Raw genomic sequence first — 24,272 nt, 5'->3', positions numbered from 1 at the left:
CGCTGTCCGTCTGGCAGCACGCGGTGCGGGAGGAAGGAAGCATGGCTGGATCAATCGGGGTCGTTCGGCAAGTCATTGGCGAGGTGTTCGCGGTCGCCGCGAACGGTGCGCGCCGCCCCTTGAGCGAAGGTGACCGGGTGTTCGTCGGCGAGGAACTGGTGACTGGCGCCAATGGCGCGGTCGCCGTCAGGCTGACCAATGGCCAGGAACTGGTCCTGGGCCGCGAAAGCAGCATGCCGCTGGACAATTCGCTGCTGGCGGGCAGCCCTGACAAGGCCCCGGGCGATGCCGACGCCGCTCCCGCCGCGCCCAGCCAGCAGGATCTTACCGACGTCGAGAAACTGCAGGCCGCCATCGAGGCCGGCGTGGACCCGACCCAGGTCGCGGAAGCCACGGCGGCCGGTCCCGGTGGCGCCGGCGGCGCAGGCGGTGGCGGTCACTCCTTCGTCCTGCTGGGTGAAACCGCCGGCCGGGTCGATCCCAGCATCGGCTTCCCCACCGGCCCCATCGCCTTCGGCGTCGACTTCCCGCAGCCGGAAACCGGCCTGCCCGATGTCCCCCTGGCCGCCGAGACCCCGGAGAACGGCGTGCCGGTGGCGGTGGACGATGACCAGAGCATCGACGAAGGCCAGGAAAGCGTGCAGGGCAATGTGCTGGACAACGACGATGGCGGCCCCGACCTGCCGACCCAGTTCGTCTCCTGGCAGGCTCCCGGTGCCAGCGAGGGTCCCGGCGGCAGCCTGCTGGTCAGCACCCCCTACGGCGTGGTGACCCTCAATCCTGACGGCAGCTACAGCTTCCAGCTGGCCAATGGCACGCCGGCGGTAGAAGGGCTTGGGGAAGGGGAAACGGTCAGCCTGGAATTCGGCTACAGCATCCAGGACGGCAACGGGGACCAGAGCTCCGCGAACCTGAACATTTCCATCATCGGTCGCAACGACATTCCCACCGTGGAGGTGAACTTCCCCGGTTCCGAAGGTGGGGCGGCCCAGGTGTTCGAGCAGGGTCTGCCCGGTGGCAGCAGTGCCGGGGATGGCAGCACGGTGGTCAACGGCACTTTCACCGTAGCGGACGCCGATGGCCTGGCCAATCTGAAGACCCTGAGCGTCGGAAGCCTGTCGCTGGACCTGGGTACCCAGAGCCTGGACAGCCTGGTGGGCCAGAGCTTCACCACCGCCCATGGCACGGTGCAGATCACCGGCTACAGCAACGGCACCTACAGCTTCAGCTACACCCTGACCGAAGCCACCACGGATGCCGCCGGTCTGGAGACCGACGGCTTCCTTATTAATGTGGGCGATGGCTCGGGCACGGCCTCCGCCACCGTCACCATCGAGATCGTCGACGACCTGCCCACCGCCAACGCCGACAGCCGCAGCCTGACCGAGAACGGCGAGCCCGCCAGCGTCACCGGCAATGTGCTGGACAACGACCTGGGCGGCGCCGACCAGCCGAAGAGCTTCACCAGTTGGAACGGCGTGGCCGGGGCGACCCCTGGCGAAGGCGGCAGCCTGCTGGTGAACACCCCCTATGGCCTGGTGACCCTGTTCACCGATGGTAGCTACAGCTTCACGCTGGCCAATGGCTCGGCGGCGGTGGAAGGGCTGGACCAGGGCCAGCAGGTCGTCCTGCAGTACGCCTACTCGATGCGCGACGGCGACAACGACCCGAGCGACTCGACCCTGACCCTCACCATCACCGGCAGCAACGACGTGCCGACCATCGAGGTCAGCACCCCCAACGGGCAGGGCGACCTGGCCCAGGTATTCGAAAAGGGCTTGGCCAACGGCAGCAGCGCCGGGGATGGCAGCAACGTCACTACCGGCAGCTTCACCGTGGGCGACTCGGACGGGCTGGATGACCTCAGCTCCCTCAGCGTCGGCAGCCTGACCCTGGACCTGACCAGCAACCCCTTCAGCGCCCTGGTGGGCCAGAGCTTCACCACCGCCCACGGCACGGTGCAGATCACTGGCTACAGCAACGGCACCTACAGCTTCGCCTACACCCTGACCGAGGCGACCACCGATGCCGCCGGTCCGGAGACGGACGGCTTCCTTATTAATGTGGGCGATGGCTCGGGCACGGCCTCCGCCACCGTCACCATCGAGATCGTCGACGACCTGCCCACCGCCAACGCCGACAGCCGCAGCCTGACCGAGAACGGCGAGCCCGCCAGCGTCACCGGCAATGTGCTGGACAACGATGTGGGCGGCGCCGACCAGCCGAAGAGCTTCACCAATTGGAACGGCGTGGCCGGGGCGACCCCTGGCGAAGGCGGCAGCCTGCTGGTGAACACCCCCTATGGCCTGGTGACCCTGTTCGCCGATGGTCGCTACAGCTTCACGCTGGCCAACGGCTCGGCGGCGGTGGAAGGGCTGGACCAGGGCCAGCAGGTGAGCCTGCAGTACGCCTACTCGATGCGCGACGGCGACAACGACCCGAGCGACTCGACCCTGACCCTCACCATTACCGGCAGCAACGACGTGCCGACCATCGAGGTCAGCACCCCCAACGGGCAGGGTGACCTGGCCCAGGTGTTCGAGCAGGGATTGGCCAATGGCAGCAGCGCCGGGGATGGCAGCAACGTCACTACCGGCAGCTTCACGGTGGGCGACTCGGACGGGCTGGATGACCTCAGCTCCCTCAGCGTCGGCAGCCTGACCCTGGACCTGACCAGCAACCCCTTCAGCGCCCTGGTGGGCCAGAGCTTCACCACCGCCCACGGCACGGTGCAGATCACTGGCTACAGCAACGGCACCTACAGCTTCGCCTACACCCTGACCGAGGCGACCACGGATGCCGCCGGTCCGGAGACGGACGGCTTCACCATCACCGTCAGCGACGGCATCGCACCGCCGGTATCGGCGCCGGTCACCATCGAGATCGTCGACGACCTGCCCACCGCCAACGCCGACAGCCGCAGCCTGACCGAAAACGGCGAGCCCGCCAGCGTCACCGGCAATGTGCTGGACAACGACCTGGGCGGTGCCGACCAGCCGAAAGCCTTCACCAGCTGGAACGGCGTGGCCGGGGCGACCCCTGGCGAAGGCGGCAGCCTGCTGGTGAACACCCCCTACGGCCTGGTGACCCTGTTCGCCGACGGTCGCTACAGCTTCACGCTGGCCAATGGCTCGGCGGCGGTGGAAGGGCTGGACCAGGGCCAGCAGGTCGTACTGCAGTACGCCTACTCGATGCGCGACGGCGACAACGACCCGAGCGACTCGACCCTGACCCTCACCATTACCGGCAGCAACGACGTGCCGACCATCGAGGTCAGCACCCCCAACGGGCAGGGCGACCTGGCCCAGGTGTTCGAAAAGGGCTTGGCCAATGGCAGCAGCGCCGGGGACGGCAGCAACGTCACTACCGGCAGCTTCACGGTGGGCGACTCGGACGGGCTGGATGACCTCAGCTCCCTCAGCGTCGGCAGCCTGACCCTGGACCTGACCAGCAACCCGTTCAGTTCCCTGGTGGGCCAGAGCTTCACCACCGCCCACGGCACGGTGCAGATCACCGGCTACAGCAACGGCACCTACAGCTTCGCCTACACCCTGACCGAAGCCACCACGGATGCCGCCGGTCTGGAGACCGACGGCTTCACCATCACCGTCAGCGACGGCATCGCACCGCCGGTATCGGCGCCGGTGACCATCGAGATCGTCGACGACCTGCCCACCGCCAATGCCGACAGCCGCAGCCTGACCGAAAACGGCGAGCCCGCCAGCGTCACCGGCAATGTGCTGGACAACGATGTGGGCGGCGCCGACCAGCCGAAGAGCTTCACCAATTGGAACGGCGTGGCCGGGGCGACCCCTGGCGAAGGCGGCAGCCTGCTGGTGAACACCCCCTATGGCCTGGTGACCCTGTTCGCCGACGGCCGCTACAGCTTCACGCTGGCCAACGGCTCGGCGGCGGTGGAAGGGCTGGACCAGGGCCAGCAGGTCGTCCTGCAGTACGCCTACTCGATGCGCGACGGCGACAACGACCCGAGCGACTCGACCCTGACCCTCACCATTACCGGCAGCAACGACGTGCCGACCATCGAGGTCAGTACCCCCAACGGGCAGGGCGACCTGGCCCAGGTATTCGAAAAGGGCTTGGCCAACGGCAGCAGCGCCGGGGATGGCAGCAATATCACCACCGGCAGCTTCACCGTGGGCGACTCGGACGGGCTGGATGACCTCAGTTCCCTCAGCGTCGGCGGCCTGACCCTGGACCTGACCAGCAACCCCTTCAGCGCCCTGGTGGGCCAGAGCTTCACCACCGCCCATGGCACGGTGCAGATCACCGGCTACAGCAACGGCACCTACAGCTTCGCCTACACCCTGACCGAGGCGACCACGGATGCCGCCGGACCGGAGACGGACGGCTTCACCATCACCGTCAGCGACGGCATCGCACCGCCGGTATCGGCGCCGGTGACCATCGAGATCGTCGACGACCTGCCCACCGCCAACGCCGATACCGGTTCCGTGGGTGAGGGCGCTACAGTCAGTGGCAATGTGGTGGGCGGCAACGGACTGGGGTCGGTGGCCGATGTGTTCGGTGCCGATGGACGTCCGTCGCCGACCTCCGGCGTGGTGGGCGTCAGGGTGGGAGGGGACACGTCCACCCCGGCGTCCGGCGGTGTCGGCAACGGCATCACCACCGCCTACGGCACACTGGTGCTGAACGCCGACGGCAGCTACACCTACACCAGCCATGCCAATAGCCTGGTCCAGGGTGGCGTGGTGGATACCTTCACCTACACCATCGTCGATGGTGACGGTGACTTCAGCACCACCACCCTGACTATCGATGTCGCCAATGTGACGGTGGTGGGCGGCGTGAAGGCCGGTTCCGATGACGACGTGCGCGAGGCCGCGCTGAGCTTCGGCAGCGAGCCGGGCAGCAACGATGAGTTCGCCAGCGGCACCTTGGTGGCCACGGGCGGTGCCGGGCCCTACAGCTTCAGTCTGGGGGTGGGCGCGGGCACCGGGCAGTACGGCCAGTTGGTGCTCGACAGCAATGGTGCCTACACCTACACGCTGCTGACGGCGCCGAAGGTCGATCCCGGGAACAATGGCAACAACCTGCAGTTCACCGAAACCTTCACCTTCCAGGTGGTGGATGCCAACGGCAATATCGGAACCGGCACCCTGACCGTCGACATTGTCGACGACGTGCCAGAAATCAGCGTCAAGGGGTACGGCGACCTCGGTCTTCAGGTGGATGAAACCCACCTTGGTACCAGCGCCAGTACCGATTTCTCCGGCGCCTTCACGCACCAGTTCGGCGCGGACGGCGCGGCGGCCAGCAATGCGATCAGCTACAGCCTGGATGTGAAGTCCCCCGGCGTGGACAGCGGCCTGCGGGATACCGCAACGGGTAGCGGCATCCTCCTCTACAAGGAAGGGGCGGATATCGTCGGTCGCGTGCTGGGCAGCGGTGATCTGGCCTTCCGGTTGAGCGTGGGGAGCGATGGCAGCGTCACCCTGGTGCAGTCGCGGGCCATCCTTCACAGCCCTGAGGATGGGCCTGACCAGGCCAGCGGCCTTGCCGCCGAAGACCTGATCACCCTGCATGCCACCATCACCGATGGCGACGGCGATACCGATGACGCCTCACTCAACCTCGGGGGGGCCATCAGTTTCCGGGATGACGCACCCTGCATCGACCCTTACGTCAAGGTCAGCCTGGACGATGACGCCCTGAACCATGGGATTCCCGGCGGCTACGGCGATCGCGATCCGGATACCCAGAACACCAGTGGCACCATCGCCCATGATTTCGGCGCTGACGGCCCTGGCGAGATCGAGCTGCAGGACAGCGGTGCGCCCCAGGGCTTCACCTACCATGAGATCGAAGGCGGGCTGCTGATCAAGCAGGGCGGCCAGACCGTCATCACCATCACCCTGGACAAGCACAGCGGTGCCTACACCGTCACCCAGAACGCCGCCATCCTGCATCCCGAAGGCAAGCACGAGAACGACCTGACCTTCGAGGTGGAGTACAAGATCGTCGACCGTGATGGCGATCGTGCCGACGGCTCGCTCTATATCAAGGTGAATGACGATTCGCCCAAGGTGACCAGTCAACTGGCCGGCGCCGGCTCCCTGGAGGTGGATGAGACCCATCTGGGCTACAGCGACACCACGGACTTCTCCGGCCTCTTCGGCGGCGGTCACGGCGCCGACGGCGCGGGTTCCAGCCAGTACAGCCTGAGCGTCAGCACCAGTGGCGCGGACAGCGGCCTGAAGGACTCGCAAAGCGGCGACAGCATCCTGCTCTACAAAGTGGGGGGCGAGGTGCTGGGGCGTGTCGGTGGCAGTACCGGCGAAATCGCCTTCCGCCTGTCGGTGGATGGCGATGGCAAGGTCACCCTGGAGCAGTTGCGGGCCATTCTGCATACCCCGGATAACGGCGTGGACCAGGCCGCCAGCCTGGCCTCCGCCGATCTGGTGAAACTCACCCTGACACTCACCGACCGCGATGGTGACAGCGCTTCGGCCTCCGTGGGGCTGGGCAGTGCCATCAGCTTCCGCGATGACGCCCCCAGCGTCACCGCCAACCAGGCCGTGCAGCTGGACGATGAAACCCTGGCCGGTGGCATCCCCGATGGAACCGGTGATGTGTCCCCGAATACCGCCAACCTCACCGGTACCCTCGGACACGACTTCGGCGCCGACGGTCCCGGCTCCATCAGCCTCCTGGACACCGGAAACCCTGACGGTTTCACCTACGAGAAGGCCGGCGACGACCTGCTGATCAAGCAGGACGGCCAGACCGTCATCACGGTGGAACTGGACGTGTCCAGCGGCGCTTACAAGGTCATCCAGAACAGGCCGATCCTGCATCCGGATGGCCAGGACGAGAACGATGTCAGCTTCACCATCGGTTACCAGGTCACCGACAAGGACGGTGATAGCGCCACCGGCAGCCTGACCATCAATGTCGACGATGACACGCCCATCGCGAAGAACGATACGGCCACGGTCAAGGAGGCTCGCACCGAGGACTTCAACCTAGTCTTCGTGCTGGATTTCAGCGGCAGCATCGACGACACCGAACTGAACCAGATGCTGACGGCGGTGCGCGCCGCCGGCCAGGCCCTGTTCAACGGTGCCAACGGTGATGTGAAGATCCAGTTTGTGGCGTTCTCCGGGACGGCGGCGGCTTCGGCCGTGACCACTGATTTCACCACCTTCTCGAACCTGATCGAATCGGCTAACCCGATGGAGGGCGGCGTCCGGCCCTTCAATGGACAGACGGACTTCACCGCAGCCATCGAGAAGGTGATGGATGCCTACCAACCGATCGCCGGCTACAACAACCAGGTGTTCTTCATCAGCGACGGCAATCCCAATGAGCAGACCGGAACCAACGGCAACGCGCTGCAGGACGGGACCGCGGATGACTGGAGTGATTTCATCGCCGAGCACGGTCTGAACGTGACGGCGATCGGTATCGGCAACGGCATCAGCGTGCCTCGATTACAGGATATCGATCTGGATGGTTCGGGCTCACCCATTACGGTGAATGACTTCAGCAGCCTCATCACCACCCTGCTGGAGCAGGTCAGCAATGGCCTGGTCAGCGGCAACGTGCTGTGGGGGAATGACGGTGACGCCGGTACGGCTGATGACGATGCCTTCGGTGCCGATGGCCCGGGGCTCATCCAGTCCATCGTCATCGGTACCCAGACCTTCACCTGGGATGGCAATCCCGCCACCGCGCAACTGACTGACGTCACCACCGCGGCGGGTGGCAAGCTGAGCTTCAACTTCTCGACGGGTGCCTGGAGTTACGTGGCGCCCAGCGGGTTATCGGCCGATACGCTGGAGCAGTTCACCTACACCATCGTCGATGCCGACAATGACCCGTCGAACGCGGTGCTGAGCATCACCGTCAAGGCCCGGGACGATGCGCCGCTGGCCAAGGACGACTTCCTTTCCACCGCTGAGGACCATAGCCTCACCATTACCGCCGCCCATCTGTTCGGCGCCGATGGAACAGGCCCGCTGAACGACAGCGATTCCGATTCCGGCAGCTTCGCCAGCGTCCGTATCACCCAGTTGGCCAGCAACGGCTCGCTGAAGCTCAATGGCGCCGACGTGACCCTCAACCAGGTCATTTCCCTGGCGGCCATCAACGACGGCCAACTGATGTTCGTGCCCGACGCCAATGAGAACGGCTCGCCCTATGCCACCTTCAAGTACCAGGTGAGCGACGGCAGCAGTTACAGCAATGTGGCCACAGTGACCATCAAGGTGACACCCGAGAACGATGCTCCGGTGGCCTGCGACGACAGCTTCACCACCCACGAGGACACCGCCGTCACTGTTACCTACAGCGGCCTGTTCGGAGCCGACGGTACGGGGGGCAACAACGACTACGACGTGGATTCGGCGAGCTTCACCAGCATCAAGATCACCCAGCTGCCGGGCGCTGGCCTGTTGCAGCTCAATGGTGTGACCCTGACCCAGGGGGCTGTAGTCAGCGTCGCCGATATCACCGCCGGCAACCTGAAGTTCGTACCGGGCGCCGACGACCACGGCAACCCCTATGCGACCTTCAAGTACCAGGTCAGCGATGGTTCGCAGTACAGCAACGAAGCCACAGTGACCATCAAGGTGTACCCGGTGAACGATGCGCCGGTGCTGGATCTGGATGCCAACGACAGCAGCGGTGCCACGGGGGCCAATTACCAGACCACCTTCACTGAAGGTGGGCCAGCGGTGTCCATCGCCGACCTGGATTCGCGCATTACCGACGTGGATGACAGTCATATCGAGTCCGCGACAATCGTGCTGACCAATGCCAAGGCCGGTGATTCGCTGTCCTTCAGCGGCTTGCCCGGTGGCATCAGTGGCTCGGTGAGCAGCTCCGCCGGCAAGATCACCGTGACCCTGACCGGCACGGCGACCAAGGCCGACTACGAGAGCGCCATCGAATCGGTGCGGTTCTCCAATAGCAGCAACACACCGGACACCACGCCGCGCAACGTTACGGTGGTGGTGAACGATGGCAACGCCGACTCCAACGTCGCCCAGACCCGGATCGACCTGGTGGCGGTGGATAACGCCCCGGACGCCAGGGATGACCACGCCACTGTGATCGAAGGGCAGGGTCAGGATTTCAACCTGGTGTTCGTGCTCGACTTCAGCGGCAGTATCAGCAATTCCGAGCTGGGTACCATGCTGAACGCGGTGCGCTCGGCCGGGCAGGACCTGTTCAACGGCACCTCGGGTGACGTGAAGGTACGGGTCGTGGCCTTTTCGGGCGAGGCCACCGCCTACCCGGTGGTGGACAACTTCACCGCGTTCGCCGCGCAGATAGACGGCCTCAATCCGAACGCCGGCGGCACCCGTCCCTACAATGGCCAGACTGACTTCACGGCAGCCATCCAGACCACCATGGGGGCCTACCAGCCGCTGACCGGCTACAGCAACCAGGTGGTTTTCATCAGTGACGGCAACCCCAACGAGCAGACCGGAACAAACAACTCGCTGAACAGCTCCACAGCCACGGCCTGGCAGAACTTCATCAACCAGCATGACCTCACTGTCACCACCGTGGGTATTGGTGACGGCATCAACGCCAACCGCCTTCAGGACGTGGACCTGGATGGACAGGGCTCGCCGCTGACGGTATCGGGCTTCGAGCAACTCATCGATGCGTTGCAGGCTGAGGTGGTGGGCGGCGATGTTTCCGGCAACGTGCTCTGGGGCAACGATGGCGACGCGAGCACGGCGGATGACGACAGTTTCGGCCTCGACGGTCCCGGTCATATCCAGTCCATCGTCATCAACACTGTCACCTACACCTGGAACGGTTCGAACACCATCGCCGTCAGCAATGGCCCGGATATCGCCGGCAGTCTCCTGAGTGACATCACGACCGGGGCTGGCGGCAAGCTGACCTTCAACTTCGCGACCGGTGCCTGGAGCTATGTGGCGCCCCTGGGTATCAGCGCCACCATTACCGAGACCTTCGGCTACACCCTGGTGGATTCCGACGGTACGCCGGACTCGGCCAACCTCAGCGTGACGGTGGTGGACGTGAACACTGCGCCCAGCGGCACCAACGCCACCCTCGGCCTGCTGGAGGACGGCAGCCGTGTGCTGACGGCGGCGGACTTCGGTTTCAGCGATGGCGACGGCGACAGCCTGCTGGCCGTGAAGATCACCACGCTGCCATCGGCCGGCTCCCTGGTTCTGGCGGGCGGGCCGACCCTGACGGCGGGCGCCTTCGTCAGCCTGGCGGATATCAATGCCGGCAAGCTGAGCTTCGTACCGGCGGCCAACGGCAATGGCAACGGCTACGCCAGCTTCAGCTTCCAGGTGCGGGATAACGGCGGTACCGCGGACGGCGGGGTGGACCTCGACCAGAGCCCCAACGTCATCACCTTCAATGTGACACCGGTGAACGATGCCCCTGTGCTGGGCGGCATGGGCGGCGTGCTGGCGTATACCGAGGGCCAGGGCAAGGTAGTGATCGACAGCGGCGTGACCCTGAACGATGTCGACTCGCCGAACTTCGCGGGTGGATCGCTCACCGTGTCCTTGAGCGCGAACGGTTCGAACGATGACCAACTGTCGATCCTGGCCGGCAATGGCATCACGCTGAGTGGCTCGAGCGTGCGCTACAACGGAAGCAGCAACGTGATCGGCTCCTGGGTTGGGGGAAGCGGCGGCAACCCGCTGGTGATCAGCTTCACCAACCTTGCCACGCTGGTTGCCGTGCAAGCGTTGATCCAGCAGGTCGCCTACGCCAACCACTCGGACAACCCGAGCATCCTGGACCGCACCGTCAGCTTCACCCTCGACGATGGCGACGGCACCGCCAATGGCGGACAGAACCTGGCCACCGCCTACGCCATCGTGCAGGTGAATGCCGTCAATGATGCGCCGATCACCGTCGCCGACCGGGTGGTGACCAACAGCGGTGGCAATAGCGTGAGCATCCCCGAGTGGGCGCTACTGTGGAACGACACCGATGCCGAGGGCCATTCCCTGGATGTCACCAGCGTCGTCCGGATCAGCAACCCCAGCGATACCGCCGTCCATACCGCCGGCATGGGCGCCATGGGGAACGTCACCTTCAGTGACTCCAGTGGCAGCTTCAGCTACCGCGCGGTGGATGCCGAGGGTGCGATGGGCAGCAGTGCCACGGTGAGCGTGACGTCCGACAGCTCATCCCCCCTGGGCAGCAGCAGTACCGGCACCGACCAGATCGTCATCGACACCAGCGGGAACGACAACGTCCTGCGGGGTGGCAGCGGTGACGACGTGCTGATCGGCGGCGTGGGGAACAACACGCTGAATGGCAACGACGGCAATGACCTGCTGGTGGGTGGTGCGGGGGATGACACGCTCAACGGCGGTGATGACACTGACACGGCGGCCTATTACGACGCGGCGTCCGGCGTCACGGTGAGCCTGGCCCTGGGCGGCCAGCAGGACACCGTCGGCGCCGGGTTGGACAGGCTGATCGATGTGGAGAACCTGATCGGCTCGCGTCATGACGATGTGCTCATCGGCAACGACGGCGACAACCTGCTGGCGGGCAACGGTGGCGATGACACGCTCACCGGCGGTGGCGGCGCGGACACCTTCAAGTGGATGCTGGGCGATACGGGGATCACCACGGTCACCGGCTTCACGCCAGGCCTGGACAGCCTGGACCTGTCGCAGTTGCTCACCGGCGAGCACGGCGATTCCGACAGCCTTGATCAGTACCTGACCATGGCGTTCGGCGCCGACACCACCATCACCGTGGACAGCAACTCCCAGGCCATCGCTGGCGGCACCGGGCAGACCATCGTGCTGGAGGGCGTGAACCTGCTGACCCACTACAGTGCGGCGGACACCGCTTCGGTGATCACCAGCATGCTGGACGACGGTTCGCTCAAAGTGGATGTCTGATCGGAGGGACTCACCCCGCCCCCCTGTTCGGGGGCGGGCTTTTTTCGGAGAGAGGGGAGGCACCATGGTTTACGTGCAACGGGACGAGAAGGGGCGACTCCTGCGGGTGGAGCGCGAACCTTTCGAGAGCATGACCCAGTGCCTGTCGTCCAGCGATCCGGAGGTGCAGAGCTGGTTCGCCAGCCGCAGCCTGCATGATTATCTGATGTCCCTCCAGTACTCGGACCTGGAGCTGGTCCGGGTCATCGAGGACCTGGTGCAGGTGCTGGTAGGCAAGGGGGTGATGGCCTTTACCGACCTGCCCGAGCCGGCCCGGCACAAGCTGCAGTTGCGCGCCCACGTACGTTCCCAGGTCGGTGACCTCGACGGGCGGGTGCCGGAGGACGGGCGCTTGCCTTATTGAGGCCGCGGGTGGTGCGGATCTTCCCGCGCGGCCCGTAGCGGGCATGCCCGCGAACCGTCCGAACCCTTCGCCGGCAAGCCGGCTCCTACAAGGCGATGCCCCGCGCCAATTTGTAGGAGCGAGCTTGCTCGCGAACCGTCCGAGCCCTTCGCCGGCAAGCCGGCTCCTACAAGGCGATGCCCCGTGCCAATTTGTAGGAGCGGGCTTGCCCGCGAACCGTCCGAACCCTTCGCCGGCAAGCCGGCTCCTACATGCGAGGCTGTCCGGGCCCTTCGCCGGCAAGCCGGCTCCTACAGCGGGGCGTCACTCATGCCAGGGTGCCGGGGCGCCCACCAGGCGGCCCATGGCGCCCTGGATGCCGAGCTCCTTGAGCACGTCCAGCTCGCCCTGGGTTTCCACCATTTCCCCGATCAGCGGCAGGTCGATGCTGTTGGTGGCGCGGAACAGCGCCTCGATGAAGAGGCGCTTGTCGCTTTCCTGGTCGATGGCGCGGATGTAGGTGGCGTCGATCTTCAGGTAGGCGAGGCCCAGGTGGGAGAGGTTGCCGATCAGGCTGAAGCGGCCGCCGAAATGCTGCAGACCAAGGCCGAAGCCGGTTTCGCGGATGGTCTGGCAGATCTGCCCCAGCTCGCTGGCGGGCGGCAGGTGGCGCTCGTCGAGTTCGAGGGTGAGCAGGGGCGCCTGTTGCGGATGGGCCTTGAGGATGGCCAGCAGGCGCTGCCGGCTGTCGCTGTCCCGCAGGCTGGCGGCGGAGAGGCTGAGGGCGATCGGGGAGCGGTGTCGCTCCAGGTGTGCCAGGCAGTGTTCGAGCATGGCCAGGTCGAAGCGCGCGGCCCAGCCCAGGCGCTCGATCCAGGGCAGGAAGCGGCCAGCGGCCACGGCTTCGCCGCTGGGGTCCAGCAGGCGTGCCAGGACCTTGTGATGGAGGATTTCACCGGGGTTGGCACACAGGCCCACGGGTTGGAAATAAAGGCGCAGCTTGCCCTTGTCGAGGGCGTCGTCGATCCACCCACGCCAGTCGTGCAGGCTCTGGCCGGGAGCGCTCTCGTAGTCGTCCAGGCGTACCCAGGAGCGGTCCTGGGCCTGGGCGGCCTGGGTCAGGGCCTGGTCGGCGCGGCCCATCACCTTCTGCATCTCCTCCCCGGGGCGGTAGGCGGCGATACCGAGGAAGGCCACCGGGCTGCGGTCGCTGGCACCGGTGCTGTGCAGGTGCTCCAACTGGTCGGCCAGTTCGCTGGCCAGTTGCTCGGCGTCCTCGCCGGTGATGCCGGGGGCCAGCAGGGAGAATTCGCCGCCACGGCTGCGGGAGGCAAGCCAGTCGGGGCTGCCGCGCCGCTGCAGGAGGCCGCTGAGCATCTCGCCGATGTCGCCGATCAGGGCGTCGGTGCGTTGGCCACCCAGGCGCTGGTTGAGGCCGCCCAGATCGTTGACCCGCAGCAGCAGCAGGTAGCCGGCGGCGTTCTGGTCGTTGGGTACCAGCTGGTTGGCCAGGTGGATGTCGAACTGGCGACGGTTGGCCAGGCCGGTGAGGCTGTCCTGGTAGGCTTCTTCCCGCAGCCGTTCGCTGCGGGCGGCTTCCTCGGCGAACAGCGTGCGCAGCTTCTCCACCATCTGGTTCATGGCCTGCACCACGCGCCGCAGTTCCGGTGTGCGCGGTTCCTTGGGCAGGGCGAGGAATTCCCGCCGGCTGATGGCTTCGGCCTGTTGCACCATGTCGTCCAGCGGGCGCAGCTGGGAGCGCAGCAGCCAGCCCCCGGCCAGGGCGCTGATCACGCCGCAGAGCAACAGCCAGGCCAGGCTGCCGAGGGCGCTTTCCCAGAGTTTGGCCAGGGCGAAGCGCGGATGGCTCAGGACCTCGACCCGCGCGGCCTGCTGCCAGCCGCGCATGATCAGGGCGTCTCCCCCTTCGGGCCGCAGGTCGACCAGGCGGGCGAACCAGTTGGGGACTTCTTCGCTGCTGGTGGTGGTCCGGCGCTCGGCGATCACGTCGCCGTCGGGAATGCGCACCACGCGGATGCTGGCGAAGTAGCCGCTGTCGAAGATGGAGCTGACCATCAGTTCGATCATCGCCGGGTCGTCCACATGGGGCGTCATGGACAGGCCGAGGGCGGTGGCGGCGTCCTGGGCATGGGAGCGCAACTGACTGAGCAGCTGCTCGCGGGAGCTTTCGACCCCGGCGAGGAAGCTGCCGGCGAAGGCCAGCGCCAGCAGCAGGCAGATGGCCAGGAACAGTTGCTTGAGTAACGACATGGGCTAACCCTCTCCAATGGCGAAGCCTTCGGCTCTCATTTTTTTCAGCAGGTCCTGCCAGCGCGACAGTTTCTTGGTGTCACCCGCTCGCTTGGCCCCGGTGTAGAGACCTTCGGCATTGAAGGCGTAGACCGGCAGCAGGTCGGAGCGTTGGGAGGCGGGACGGATCTCGCCGATCAGGTTGTCCAGCACCAGGGGATCGGCGGTGGGGGTCTTGTAGTAGGTGAGCACCATGTGCGCCTGGTTCTGGCGCAGGGCCTTGACGTAGGTGATGCGCAGCTTCTCGGCGGGGATGCCGAGGCGTCGCAGGGTGAAGTACTTGGCGATGGAGTAGTCCTCGCAATCGCCCGAGCCCTTGACCAGGGCTTCGATCGGTGTGGCCCAGTAGTCGTTCTGTCGCCAGGTGCGGATGTCGTCGGTGAAGCGGATCTGGCGGTTGAAGAAACGGTTCACCGAGTCGAGCTTCTCGGCTTCGGGCAGGCCGATGCTGGCGTCGATCAGTTCGCTCCAGGCCAGGATGCGGGGCTTGGCCGGTCCCAGGTCACCGTAGCGCTTCTGGGCGTTGGCGAGGATCAGGTCGAAGTCCCAGCTGGCCAGGACGCTGGCCAGGCACAGCAGCATGCCGGCCAGCAGGGCGCCGCCTCGCCAGGCGAGCCATGAGGGATGGCAGTTTCCCTTTGTCATCCAGCGCCGCATGTGCCGCCTCTCCGCCCGGGATGCTCAGAGTCTAGGCAGGCCCTGGCGGATATGCCGGCCATTTTTGCCCGTTTCAGCGCGTGCGGAGGGTTTTCTGTCGCAGGATGTAGACGCTGACCAGCACGGCGCTGGTGAGCATGAAGCCGCGGGCCCAGGGCAGGGGCACCAGATAGCAGGAAAAGGCGATGCTGGCCCACATCAACACCAGGGTATAGACCTTGCCCTTCAAGGGGATGCCCTGGCCTTCGAGGTAGTCGCGGATCCAGGGGCCGAGACGCGGGTGCTCCACCAGCCAGAAGTAGAAACGCCGCGAGCTGCGCACGAAGCAGGCCGCGGCGAGCAGCAGGAAGGGGGTGGTGGGCAGTACCGGCACGAAGATACCGATCACGCCCAGGACGACACTGAGCCAGCCGACGACGAGGAGGATCATGCGCAGCGCCGGGTGGCGCTGCGGCTGGATGTCACTGTGCGCCATGCGCGCCGGCCTGATCAGTGATGACGGGGCTTGAGCAGGGCGGGTTTTTCTTCAGGAGCGTTGCAGAGCAGGAAGAGGGCGGTGAGCAGCTCGGGGATCTGGTCGATCATCTCGTCCACCAGGTTGCGGTCCTTGGCGATCTCGGCGAACTCGGGCTGCTCGTCGAACAGGCCGGAGCCGACCATGATCGGCAGCAGCAGTTCGCTGACTTCTTCCTCGGCGTTCTCGAACCAGCTCTCCTCACGCAGGAACACGCCTTCCATGAAGCCGATGCACCAGCCACGCAGGTCGGAATCGTCCGCATCCTCGCCCAGGTCGAGGTCGCAGGGCAGTTCGGGGTCCTCGTCGCCGGCCAGTTGACGGGCGATATGGGCCTTCAGGGCCAGCAGGGTGGACTCGATTTCCTCGCGTTCGGCGTCGCTGCGATAGTGCGGCGGCTCGGCGAACAGGGCGTCGATCCATTCGCGCTCGGGCACCTGCTCGGGGCAGATGGAGAGGGCGGTCAGGTAGCCGTGGGCGGCCACATAGTCCAGAGCCTCCTCGTGCAGGTCATCGGCGTCGAGAAAGGCTTGCAGGCGGGACAGTTGCTCAGCGAAGGACATCGTGGGACTACCTTGAGGAATAAACGACGCTGGATTCTAGTCGAGTGCGCGGGCGGCGGCAAAAGTCAGGACCGATGGGCGTGGCCGACTTGACCGGCCGGCTGACGTATAATGCGCGGCTTGTTCCGGAGACCCCCATGCTCGACCAGGCTCAGCGCATCCTCAAAGACGTATTCGGCTACGACGCTTTCCGTGGCAACCAGGCCGCCATCATCGAGCGTGTAGCCTCCGGCGGCGATGCCCTGGTGCTGATGCCCACCGGTGGCGGCAAGTCCCTCTGCTACCAGGTTCCGGCCCTGTTGCGGGACGGCCTGACGGTGGTGGTGTCGCCGCTGATCGCCCTGATGGACGACCAGGTCGCCACCCTCGACGAGTTGGGCGTACCGGCCGTCGCGCTGAATTCCACGCTGTCGGCCGAGGCCCAGCGGGAGATCGCCGATCGCTTGCGCCAGGGTGAGATCAAGTTGCTCTACCTGGCGCCCGAGCGCCTCGTGCAGCCGCGCATGCTGGCCTTCCTGCAGCGCCTGCCCATCGGCCTGTTCGCCATAGACGAGGCCCATTGCGTGTCCCAATGGGGCCACGACTTCCGCCCCGAATACCTGCAGCTGGGCCAGCTGGCGGAGCTCTTCCCCAATGTGCCGCGCATGGCCCTGACCGCCACCGCGGACATGCGTACCCGCGAGGAGATGGTCCAGCGGCTGCACCTGCAGAACGCCGAGCGTTTCCTCTCCAGTTTCGACCGGCCGAACATCTTCTACCGTATCGTCGCCAAGGATCAGCCCCGCAAGCAGTTGCTGGGCTTCCTGGCGGAGCGTCGCGGCGACGCCGGTATCGTCTACTGCCTCTCGCGCAAGAAGGTGGAGGAGGTGGCGAGTTTCCTCTCCGAACAGGGGTTCCCGGCGCTGCCTTACCACGCCGGCCTGGCCAACGACCTGCGGGCCTACCACCAGAAGCGCTTCCTCAACGAGGAGGGGTTGATCATGGTGGCCACCATCGCCTTCGGCATGGGCATCGACAAACCCAACGTGCGCTTCGTCGCCCACCTGGACCTGCCCAAGTCCCTGGAGGCCTATTACCAGGAAACCGGACGCGCCGGCCGCGACGGCCTGCCGGCGGACGCCTGGATGGCCTACGGCCTGCAGGATGTGCTGCTGCTCAAGCAGATGCTGAGCAATTCCGAGGGCGATGAACGCCACAAGCGCATCGAGCAGCACAAGCTGGATGCCATGCTCTCCCTCTGCGAGGAGACCCGCTGCCGCCGCCAGACCTTGCTGGCCTACTTCGACGAGGAACTTCCGCAGCCCTGCGGGCATTGCGACATCTGCACCGACGGCGTGCAGACCTGGGATGCCACCGAACCCGCGCGCCTGGCGCTGTCGGCCATTTATCGCAGCGGCCAGCGCTATGGCGTCGGCCACCTGGTGGACCTGCTGCTGGGGCGCGACAACGAGAAGGTGCGCGCTGCCGGTCACCAGCACCTGTCGGTGTTCGGCGCCGGCAAGCAACTCTCGGAAAATGAATGGCGCACCCTGTATCGCCAACTCGTGGCCCGAGGCCTCGCGGATGTGGACCTGGAAGGCTTCGGCGGCCTGCGCCTGACCGAGGCCTGCCGCCCGCTGCTGCGGGGCGAGGTGACCCTGGAGCTGCGCCGTGACCTCTCCACCAAGGCCCCGAAACCCGCCGCCAGCGCCGCCAGCCAGTTGGTGCGGGGCGAGGAGCGGGAACTGTGGGAGGCCTTGCGCGCCCTCCGCCGCAAGCTGGCGGAAGAGCACAGCGTGCCCCCTTATGTGATCTTCCCTGACGCCACGCTGCTGGAAATGCTGCGCAGCCAGCCGCGCAGCCTGGCGGACATGGCCCAGGTCAGCGGGGTGGGGGCGCGCAAGCTGGAGCGTTACGGCGAAGCCTTCCTGGAAGTGTTGGGTGGCGGTGCCGGTGAAGCGCCCCGGGTGGTCACCGACCTGCGCCATGAACTGGTCAGCCTGGCCCGCGCCGGCATGACCCCGGCGCAGATCGCCCGTCAGCTGAACTGCGGCGAGAAGAGCGTCTACAACCTGCTGGCGGAGTCCATCGCCAGCCAGCAACTGAGCCTGGAGCAGGCCCTGGACCTGCCGGAGGAGTTGCTGGGGGAAATCCAGGACGCTTTCCTGGATGGCGAAGGCGAGCTGCCCCCGGTGACCGAGGTGGCGGCGTTGTTCGCAGGTCGCGTGCCCGAAGGCGTGCTGCACTGCGTGCGGGCGGCGCTGCAGGCGGAATTCGAGTCCTGAGCAGGGGGCATCGCCCGGGGGCGTTGCCCTTCGAGCGTCACCCTGCGCGGGTTCAGGCGCTTTGGGCGGCGGCCGGTTCGTCCACTTCGCAGCCCTTGATCACCAGGCGGATGATGGTTTCCGCAGCGGCGTCGTAGTCGGCGTCGCTGAGGTTGGCCTTGCCGGTGACGGTGGAGATCTGCCAGTCGAAGTCCGCATAGGTCTGGGTCGCGGCCCAGATGCTGAACAGCAGGTGGTGCGGGTCCACCTTGGCCATCAGTCCCTTGTCGATCCAGCGCTGGATGCAGTCGATGTTGTGCTTGGCCTGCCGGTTGAGCTGTTCGGTCTGCTCGGGAGAGAGGTGCGGCGCGCCGTGCATGATCTCGCTGGCGAACACCTTGGAGGCCGAAGGCAGGTCGCGGGAGATGCGGATCTTCGAGCGAATGTAGGCGGTGAGCACCTCATGGGGGTGGCCGTCCTCGTTGAACGGGGCGGAGGCCTGCAGCAGGGGCTCGACGATACTTTCGAGCACCTCGCGGTAGAGGTTCTCTTTCGACTTGAAGTAGTAGTAGACGTTGGGCTTGGGCAGGCCGGCCTTGGCCGCGATGTCGCTGGTCTTGGTGGCGGCGAACCCCTTGTCGGCGAATTCTTCGCTGGCCGCGCGCAGGATGAGGTCTCGGTTGCGCTCGCGAATGCTGCTCACATCGGCTTCCTTCTGTGGCTCGCCAGGCGCCAGGAAGGCCGGCCGGCGAGAGGTCGGCGATGTTATCACCGCGTCGGATCGCCTCTCAAGGGACGCCACCGGGTGAATTTGCTGTATACAAAAAAAGAAAATTCTGTTTCCATTCGGCATCCGTCCATGTCATCGGAACCCGGTCCGGTGCGTGTTGCGGCAGACGTCACCCTATGCAAGACAACCACTTGCTCGACCCCTTCGGTCGTCGAATCACCTATCTGCGGCTCTCGGTCACCGACCGCTGCGACTTCCGTTGCACCTATTGCATGAGCGAGGACATGGTCTTCGCTCCCAGGGCGCAGATCCTCAGTCTCGAAGAGCTCCATGCGGTCGCCGACGCCTTCATCGGCCTTGGTGTGAAGCGCATCCGCGTGACCGGTGGCGAGCCACTGGTGCGCAAGGGGCTTCTCTCCCTGTTGACGCGTCTGGGGGGCCGCCCGGAACTGGATGACCTGGCCATCACCACCAACGGCTCGCAACTGGCGCATCTGGCCGGCGAGCTCCGCCAGGCCGGCGTCACCCGTCTGAATATCAGCCTCGACTCCCTCAGGCGTGAGCGCTTCGCCGCCTTCACCCGCCGCGATCGCCTGGATCAGGTGCTGGACGGGATCGACGCCGCGCGCGCCGCCGGCTTTCGCCGCGTCAAGCTCAACACCGTGGTGCAGAAGGGGCGAAACGACGATGAAGTGCAGGATCTGGTGGCCTTCGCGGTAGACCGCGGGCTGGATATCAGCTTCATCGAGGAGATGCCGCTCGGGAGCATCTCCAGTCACGAACGCAAGGTCACCCTCTGCACCTCGGACGAGGTGCGCGAGCGGGTGGAGCAACGCTTCCCGCTGCTGCCCAGCAGCCATCGCACTGGCGGCCCTTCGCGCTACTACCAGGTTGTCGGCAGCGAAACCCAGGTGGGCTTCATCTCGCCCCACAGCCGCAACTTCTGTGGCGATTGCAACCGTGTGCGCGTGACCGCCGAGGGCAAGCTGGTGCTTTGCCTGGGCCATGAAGGCGCACTGGATCTCAAGGCATTGATCCGCCGCCACCCCGGCGACAGCCAGCGGCTGCGCGCCGCCCTGATCGATGCCCTGCGACTGAAGCCGGAGCGGCACCATTTCGAGGCCGATTCGCAGGTCCAGGTCGTGCGCTTCATGAGCGCCACCGGCGGCTGATCGACCGCACACCCTTTCCATCGAATCTGCGAAGACGCTTTTCGTAGGGTGCGCCGTGCGCACCGTATCTTCCCTGTCCCACTCTTGGTGCGCATGGCGCACCCTACAAGGAGCCCCGAATGGCCAAGACGCTGTTGATCAAGAACGCCGACCTGCTGGTGACCATGGACGGCCAGCGGCGGGAGATTCGCCAGGGCGGGATGTTCATCGAGGACAACCGCATCCTGCAGGTGGGGCCCAGCGCCGAGCTGCCGCAGTCCGCCGACGAGGTGCTGGACATGACTGGCAAGGTGGTCATCCCAGGGCTGGTGAACACCCACCATCACATGTACCAGAGCCTTACCCGGGTGGTGCCGGCGGCCCAGGACGGCGAGCTGTTCAACTGGCTGACCAACCTCTATCCCATCTGGGCGAGATTGACCCCGGAAATGATCGAGGTCTCCACCCAGACCGCCATGGCCGAACTGATCCTGTCCGGCTGCACCACCTCCAGCGACCACCTGTACATCTACCCCAACGGTTGCAAGCTGGATGACAGCATCCATGCCGCCGGCGAGATCGGCATGCGTTTCCACGCAGCACGCGGCAGCATGAGCGTCGGTCGCAGCCAGGGCGGCCTGCCGCCGGACTCGGTGGTGGAGAAGGAGGCGGACATCCTCAAGGAGTCCCAGCGCCTGATCGAGGACTACCACGATGCGTCCCATGGCTCGATGCTGCGGGTGGTGGTGGCGCCGTGCTCGCCCTTCTCGGTGAGCCGCGATCTGATGCGCGAGGCCGCGGTACTGGCCCGGGAGTACGGTGTGTCCCTGCACACCCACCTGGCGGAGAACGTCAACGACATCGCCTACAGCCGCGAGAAGTTCGGCATGACCCCCGCCGAATACGCCGAGGACCTGGGCTGGGTCGGTCATGACGTCTGGCATGCGCACTGCGTACAGCTGGACCAGCACGGCATCGACCTGTTCGCCCGCACCGGCACCGGGGTCGCCCACTGCCCCTGCTCGAACATGCGCCTGGCCTCGGGTATCGCGCCGATCCGCCGCATGCGTGATGCGGGCGTGCCGGTCGGCCTCGGCGTGGACGGTTCGGCTTCCAACGACGGCGCCAGCATGATCGGCGAAGTACGCCAGGCGTTGCTACTGCAGCGGGTCGGCTTCGGTCCGGACGCCATGACCGCCCGTGAAGCGCTGGAGATCGCCACGCTGGGCGGTGCCAAGGTGCTCAACCGCGACGATATCGGTGCCCTGGCGCCGGGCATGGCGGCGGACTTCGTGGCCTTCGACCTGGGCCAGGTGGCCTACGCCGGCGCCCTTCACGATCCGCTGGCGGCCCTGGTCTTCTGCACGCCGACCCAGGTGTCCACCAGTGTGATCAACGGCAAGGTCGTGGTGCGCGACGGCCAACTGGTGACCCTGGACCTGCCCCGCGTGCTGGAGCGCCACAACCGCTTGGCGCGGCAGTTGGTTTCGGCGGAGTAGGTCGCCACGGAAAAAGGGGAGCGGGACGCCCGCTCCCTCCCACCCAAGCCCCTGTAAGCACAAGGAGGAGGTCGATGAAGCCTCAGGCGTTCGGCTGGCTGCTGGCCGGCTTTCTGTCCGTGAACGGCGCTCTGGCGCAGCCCTATGTGATCGGTGTGGAGCAGCAGGAATTCCGGCCCCATTACTGGGTCGGCGACCAGGGCGAGTACCAGGGATTCGCCCGCGACCTGCTGGACCTGTTCGCCCGGGATGCCGGGCTGGAGTTGCAGTACCGGCCCTTGCCGGTGGAATCGCTGACCCCGCAACTGCTGGAAGGCGGGATCGACTTCAAGTACCCGGACAGTCCTGACTGGGCGAGGGATGCCAAGCGGGGCAGGGAGGTCATCTACAGCCAGCCGGTCGTGGCCTATGTGGACGGCGTCCTGGTGGAGCCCGGGCGCCAGGGCCAGGGGGTGGAGGCCCTCGGGCGGCTGGCGGTGGTGAGTGGCTGGACGCCCTGGACCTATCAGGGGCTAATCGACGCGGGCCAGGTGCAGCGGGTCCGGAGCGCGGACCTTGGCCGGATGATTCGCCAGACCATGAAGCGGGAGGCCGACGGCGCCTACTACAACGTGGTGGTGGCCACTTACTACCTGGACAACATCCGCGTCCGTCCGGGGGCTCTGGTCTTCGATCCCAAGCTGCCGCACACCAAGGGTGCCTTCACGCTCTCCAGTGTTCGCCATCCGGAGCTGATCGCCCGATTCGACCGCTTTCTGGCCGAGCATCGGGAGGCGGTGGAGGCGTTGAAGGCACGCTATCAGGTTGAGGCCAACCTGGATTCCGAATACCTGGGGATGGAGCAGTGGAAGATCGATTTCCTCAAGCGACAGAAGGAAAAGGGCCAGCCCTGACGCCGTGACGGCTCTGCGTCGGGGACTGCAGCCCATGCAACGGCCCGGTCGGCGGATTTTTGTACACAATCCATAAATAAATTGTTGTTTGTTGTGTGCTCAACCTGTATATAGTTCGGAAAATCCTGACCTCTGGATCAGCTTTTTCAGAGCTCTAATTGCACAGGGTGTTCGGTATCACCCTGTAAGCCCACGACCTACAAGAACAACAGGCAGGCTTTGACCATGTACGCATCCGACATTTCCGGGGAATGCCCCGCGCATCGCCCGTCCGGTCCGGCCAAGGGGACTGCGCCCTGCAGTCCGGCCATGGGCCGGTACCCGCTTTCCGACCTTTCCGTGATTCGGGCCCTGCAGGGCCTCCTGGATGCAGCCGAACAGCGCAACGCTGAAGAACGCCCATCCGGTGCCAGGCGATTCGAGCGAGCCAGCCTTTCCAGCTGAGGTTCGACGCGAGCAACCCTCTCCATTCCCGCGTCTGTCCGTGCCTGTCCCCAGCTCCAGGGGCGGGCTCGGGGTGGGCGCGGGACGGAACAACCTGAAACCCACTACAACAAGGGGACTCACCATGAAAGCCAAGTATCTGCCGCACTGCCTCGCCCTCTCCGTCGGAATGCTCGGGGGCGGCCAGGCCATCGCCGGTGACCTGCTGTACTGGCAGAACAACAGCCTGACCTACCTCTACGGCCAGAACTTCAAGGTCAACCCGGAGATCCAGCAGACGGTGACTTTCGAGCACGCGGATGGCTGGAAGTACGGCGATAACTTCTTCTTCCTGGACAAGATCTTCTACAACGGCGATGAAGACGATCTGGTGGGGAGCAACACCTACTACGGCGAGTTCCAGCCGCGCCTGTCCTTCGGCAAGATTTTCGATCAGAAGATCCAGTTCGGTCCTGTCACCGATGTACTGCTGGCCATGACTTACGAGTTCGGCGAGGGGGATGTGGAGTCCTACCTGATCGGTCCGGGCTTCGACCTGGCCATTCCGGGCTTCGACTTCTTCCAGGTCAACTTCTACAACCGCACCACCGACGGCAGCCGCCCGGGCGACAACGTCTGGCAGATCACCCCGGTGTGGAGCTACACCATCCCGGTGGGCAACTCCGACATCCTGATCGACGGCTTCATGGACTGGGTGGTGGACAACGACGAGAACAGCCGTGGTACCTACCACGCCAACCTGCACTTCAACCCGCAGGTGAAGTACGACCTGGGCAAGGCCATGGGGTGGGGTGAGAAGCAGCTGTATGTGGGCGTCGAGTACGACTACTGGAAGGACAAGTACGGCATCGACGACGACAGCTTCCTGGGTGACGTGATCCTAGACGGTACCGACCAGAACACCGCCAGCCTGCTGGTGAAGGTGCACTTCTGATTCCCGCTCGGGATAAGGACCGGGGGAGGGCGCCTTGCGCCGCTCC

Annotated in this window: 12 protein-coding genes; 7 read left to right on the top strand and 5 right to left on the bottom strand. The window is 65.6% G+C overall.

Translation table 11 applies throughout. The features are described from left to right. Positions 1–41 precede the first annotated feature (41 nt). Positions 42–11,906 carry a retention module-containing protein gene (locus KF707C_RS18515; protein WP_096368046.1) on the top strand — a complete coding sequence of 3,955 codons (11,865 nt, stop codon included), beginning with the start codon at positions 42–44 and terminating at the stop codon, positions 11,904–11,906. A 64-nt stretch (positions 11,907–11,970) separates the two neighbouring features. Continuing rightward, positions 11,971–12,309: a hypothetical protein gene (locus tag KF707C_RS18510; protein ID WP_003447942.1), complete on the top strand. Its 339-nt coding sequence runs from the start codon at positions 11,971–11,973 to the stop codon at positions 12,307–12,309. 303 nt (positions 12,310–12,612) lie between these two features. Here KF707C_RS18510 and lapD read toward each other — a convergent pair whose 3' ends face one another. The 4 genes from lapD to KF707C_RS18490 form a co-directional block, all read right to left on the bottom strand. Then, positions 12,613–14,559, bottom strand: a complete 1,947-nt coding sequence (lapD, locus tag KF707C_RS18505) for a cyclic di-GMP receptor LapD (RefSeq protein ID WP_003447941.1) — start codon at positions 14,557–14,559, stop codon at positions 12,613–12,615. A gap of 3 nt (positions 14,560–14,562) precedes the next feature. Further along, a complete protein-coding gene (lapG, locus tag KF707C_RS18500) occupies positions 14,563–15,243 on the bottom strand; it encodes a cysteine protease LapG (RefSeq protein WP_394296124.1) in 681 nt (226 codons plus the stop codon). A gap of 85 nt (positions 15,244–15,328) precedes the next feature. Next, entirely contained in the window at positions 15,329–15,730 is a 402-nt protein-coding gene (locus KF707C_RS18495) for a YbaN family protein (protein ID WP_003447936.1), read from the bottom strand. Positions 15,731–15,744: 14 nt separating this feature from the next. Beyond that, positions 15,745–16,332 carry a UPF0149 family protein gene (locus KF707C_RS18490; protein ID WP_003447934.1) on the bottom strand — a complete coding sequence of 196 codons (588 nt, stop codon included), beginning with the start codon at positions 16,330–16,332 and terminating at the stop codon, positions 15,745–15,747. A 137-nt stretch (positions 16,333–16,469) separates the two neighbouring features. Here KF707C_RS18490 and recQ point away from each other — a divergent pair, with 137 nt between their 5' ends. Next, the gene (gene recQ, locus KF707C_RS18485) at positions 16,470–18,596 is read left to right on the top strand and encodes a DNA helicase RecQ (protein WP_003447932.1); all 2,127 of its coding nucleotides are present in this window, start codon (positions 16,470–16,472) and stop codon (positions 18,594–18,596) included. Between the two features lie 52 nt (positions 18,597–18,648). On the opposite strand, the gene KF707C_RS18480 is transcribed toward recQ, so the two are convergent. Then, entirely contained in the window at positions 18,649–19,278 is a 630-nt protein-coding gene (locus tag KF707C_RS18480; protein ID WP_003447931.1) for a TetR/AcrR family transcriptional regulator, read from the bottom strand. A 203-nt stretch (positions 19,279–19,481) separates the two neighbouring features. On the opposite strand from KF707C_RS18480, the gene moaA reads away from it, so the two are divergent. The 4 genes from moaA to KF707C_RS18460 all read left to right on the top strand — a co-directional run bounded on the left by moaA (position 19,482) and on the right by KF707C_RS18460 (position 24,226). Then, a complete protein-coding gene (gene moaA, locus KF707C_RS18475) occupies positions 19,482–20,477 on the top strand; it encodes a GTP 3',8-cyclase MoaA (RefSeq protein WP_036990681.1) in 996 nt (331 codons plus the stop codon). A 119-nt stretch (positions 20,478–20,596) separates the two neighbouring features. Further along, positions 20,597–21,955: an 8-oxoguanine deaminase gene (locus KF707C_RS18470; RefSeq protein WP_003447928.1), complete on the top strand. Its 1,359-nt coding sequence runs from the start codon at positions 20,597–20,599 to the stop codon at positions 21,953–21,955. 74 nt (positions 21,956–22,029) lie between these two features. After that, entirely contained in the window at positions 22,030–22,848 is an 819-nt protein-coding gene (locus tag KF707C_RS18465) for a substrate-binding periplasmic protein (protein ID WP_003447926.1), read from the top strand. 613 nt (positions 22,849–23,461) lie between these two features. After that, complete coding sequence (locus KF707C_RS18460) at positions 23,462–24,226, top strand: outer membrane protein OmpK (RefSeq protein WP_231992346.1); 765 nt, start codon at positions 23,462–23,464, stop codon at positions 24,224–24,226. Positions 24,227–24,272 lie beyond the last annotated feature (46 nt).

This window comes from Pseudomonas furukawaii, assembly GCF_002355475.1.
GTDB lineage: Bacteria > Pseudomonadota > Gammaproteobacteria > Pseudomonadales > Pseudomonadaceae > Metapseudomonas > Metapseudomonas furukawaii.
This window is presented reverse-complemented; position numbering and strand designations above follow the sequence as displayed.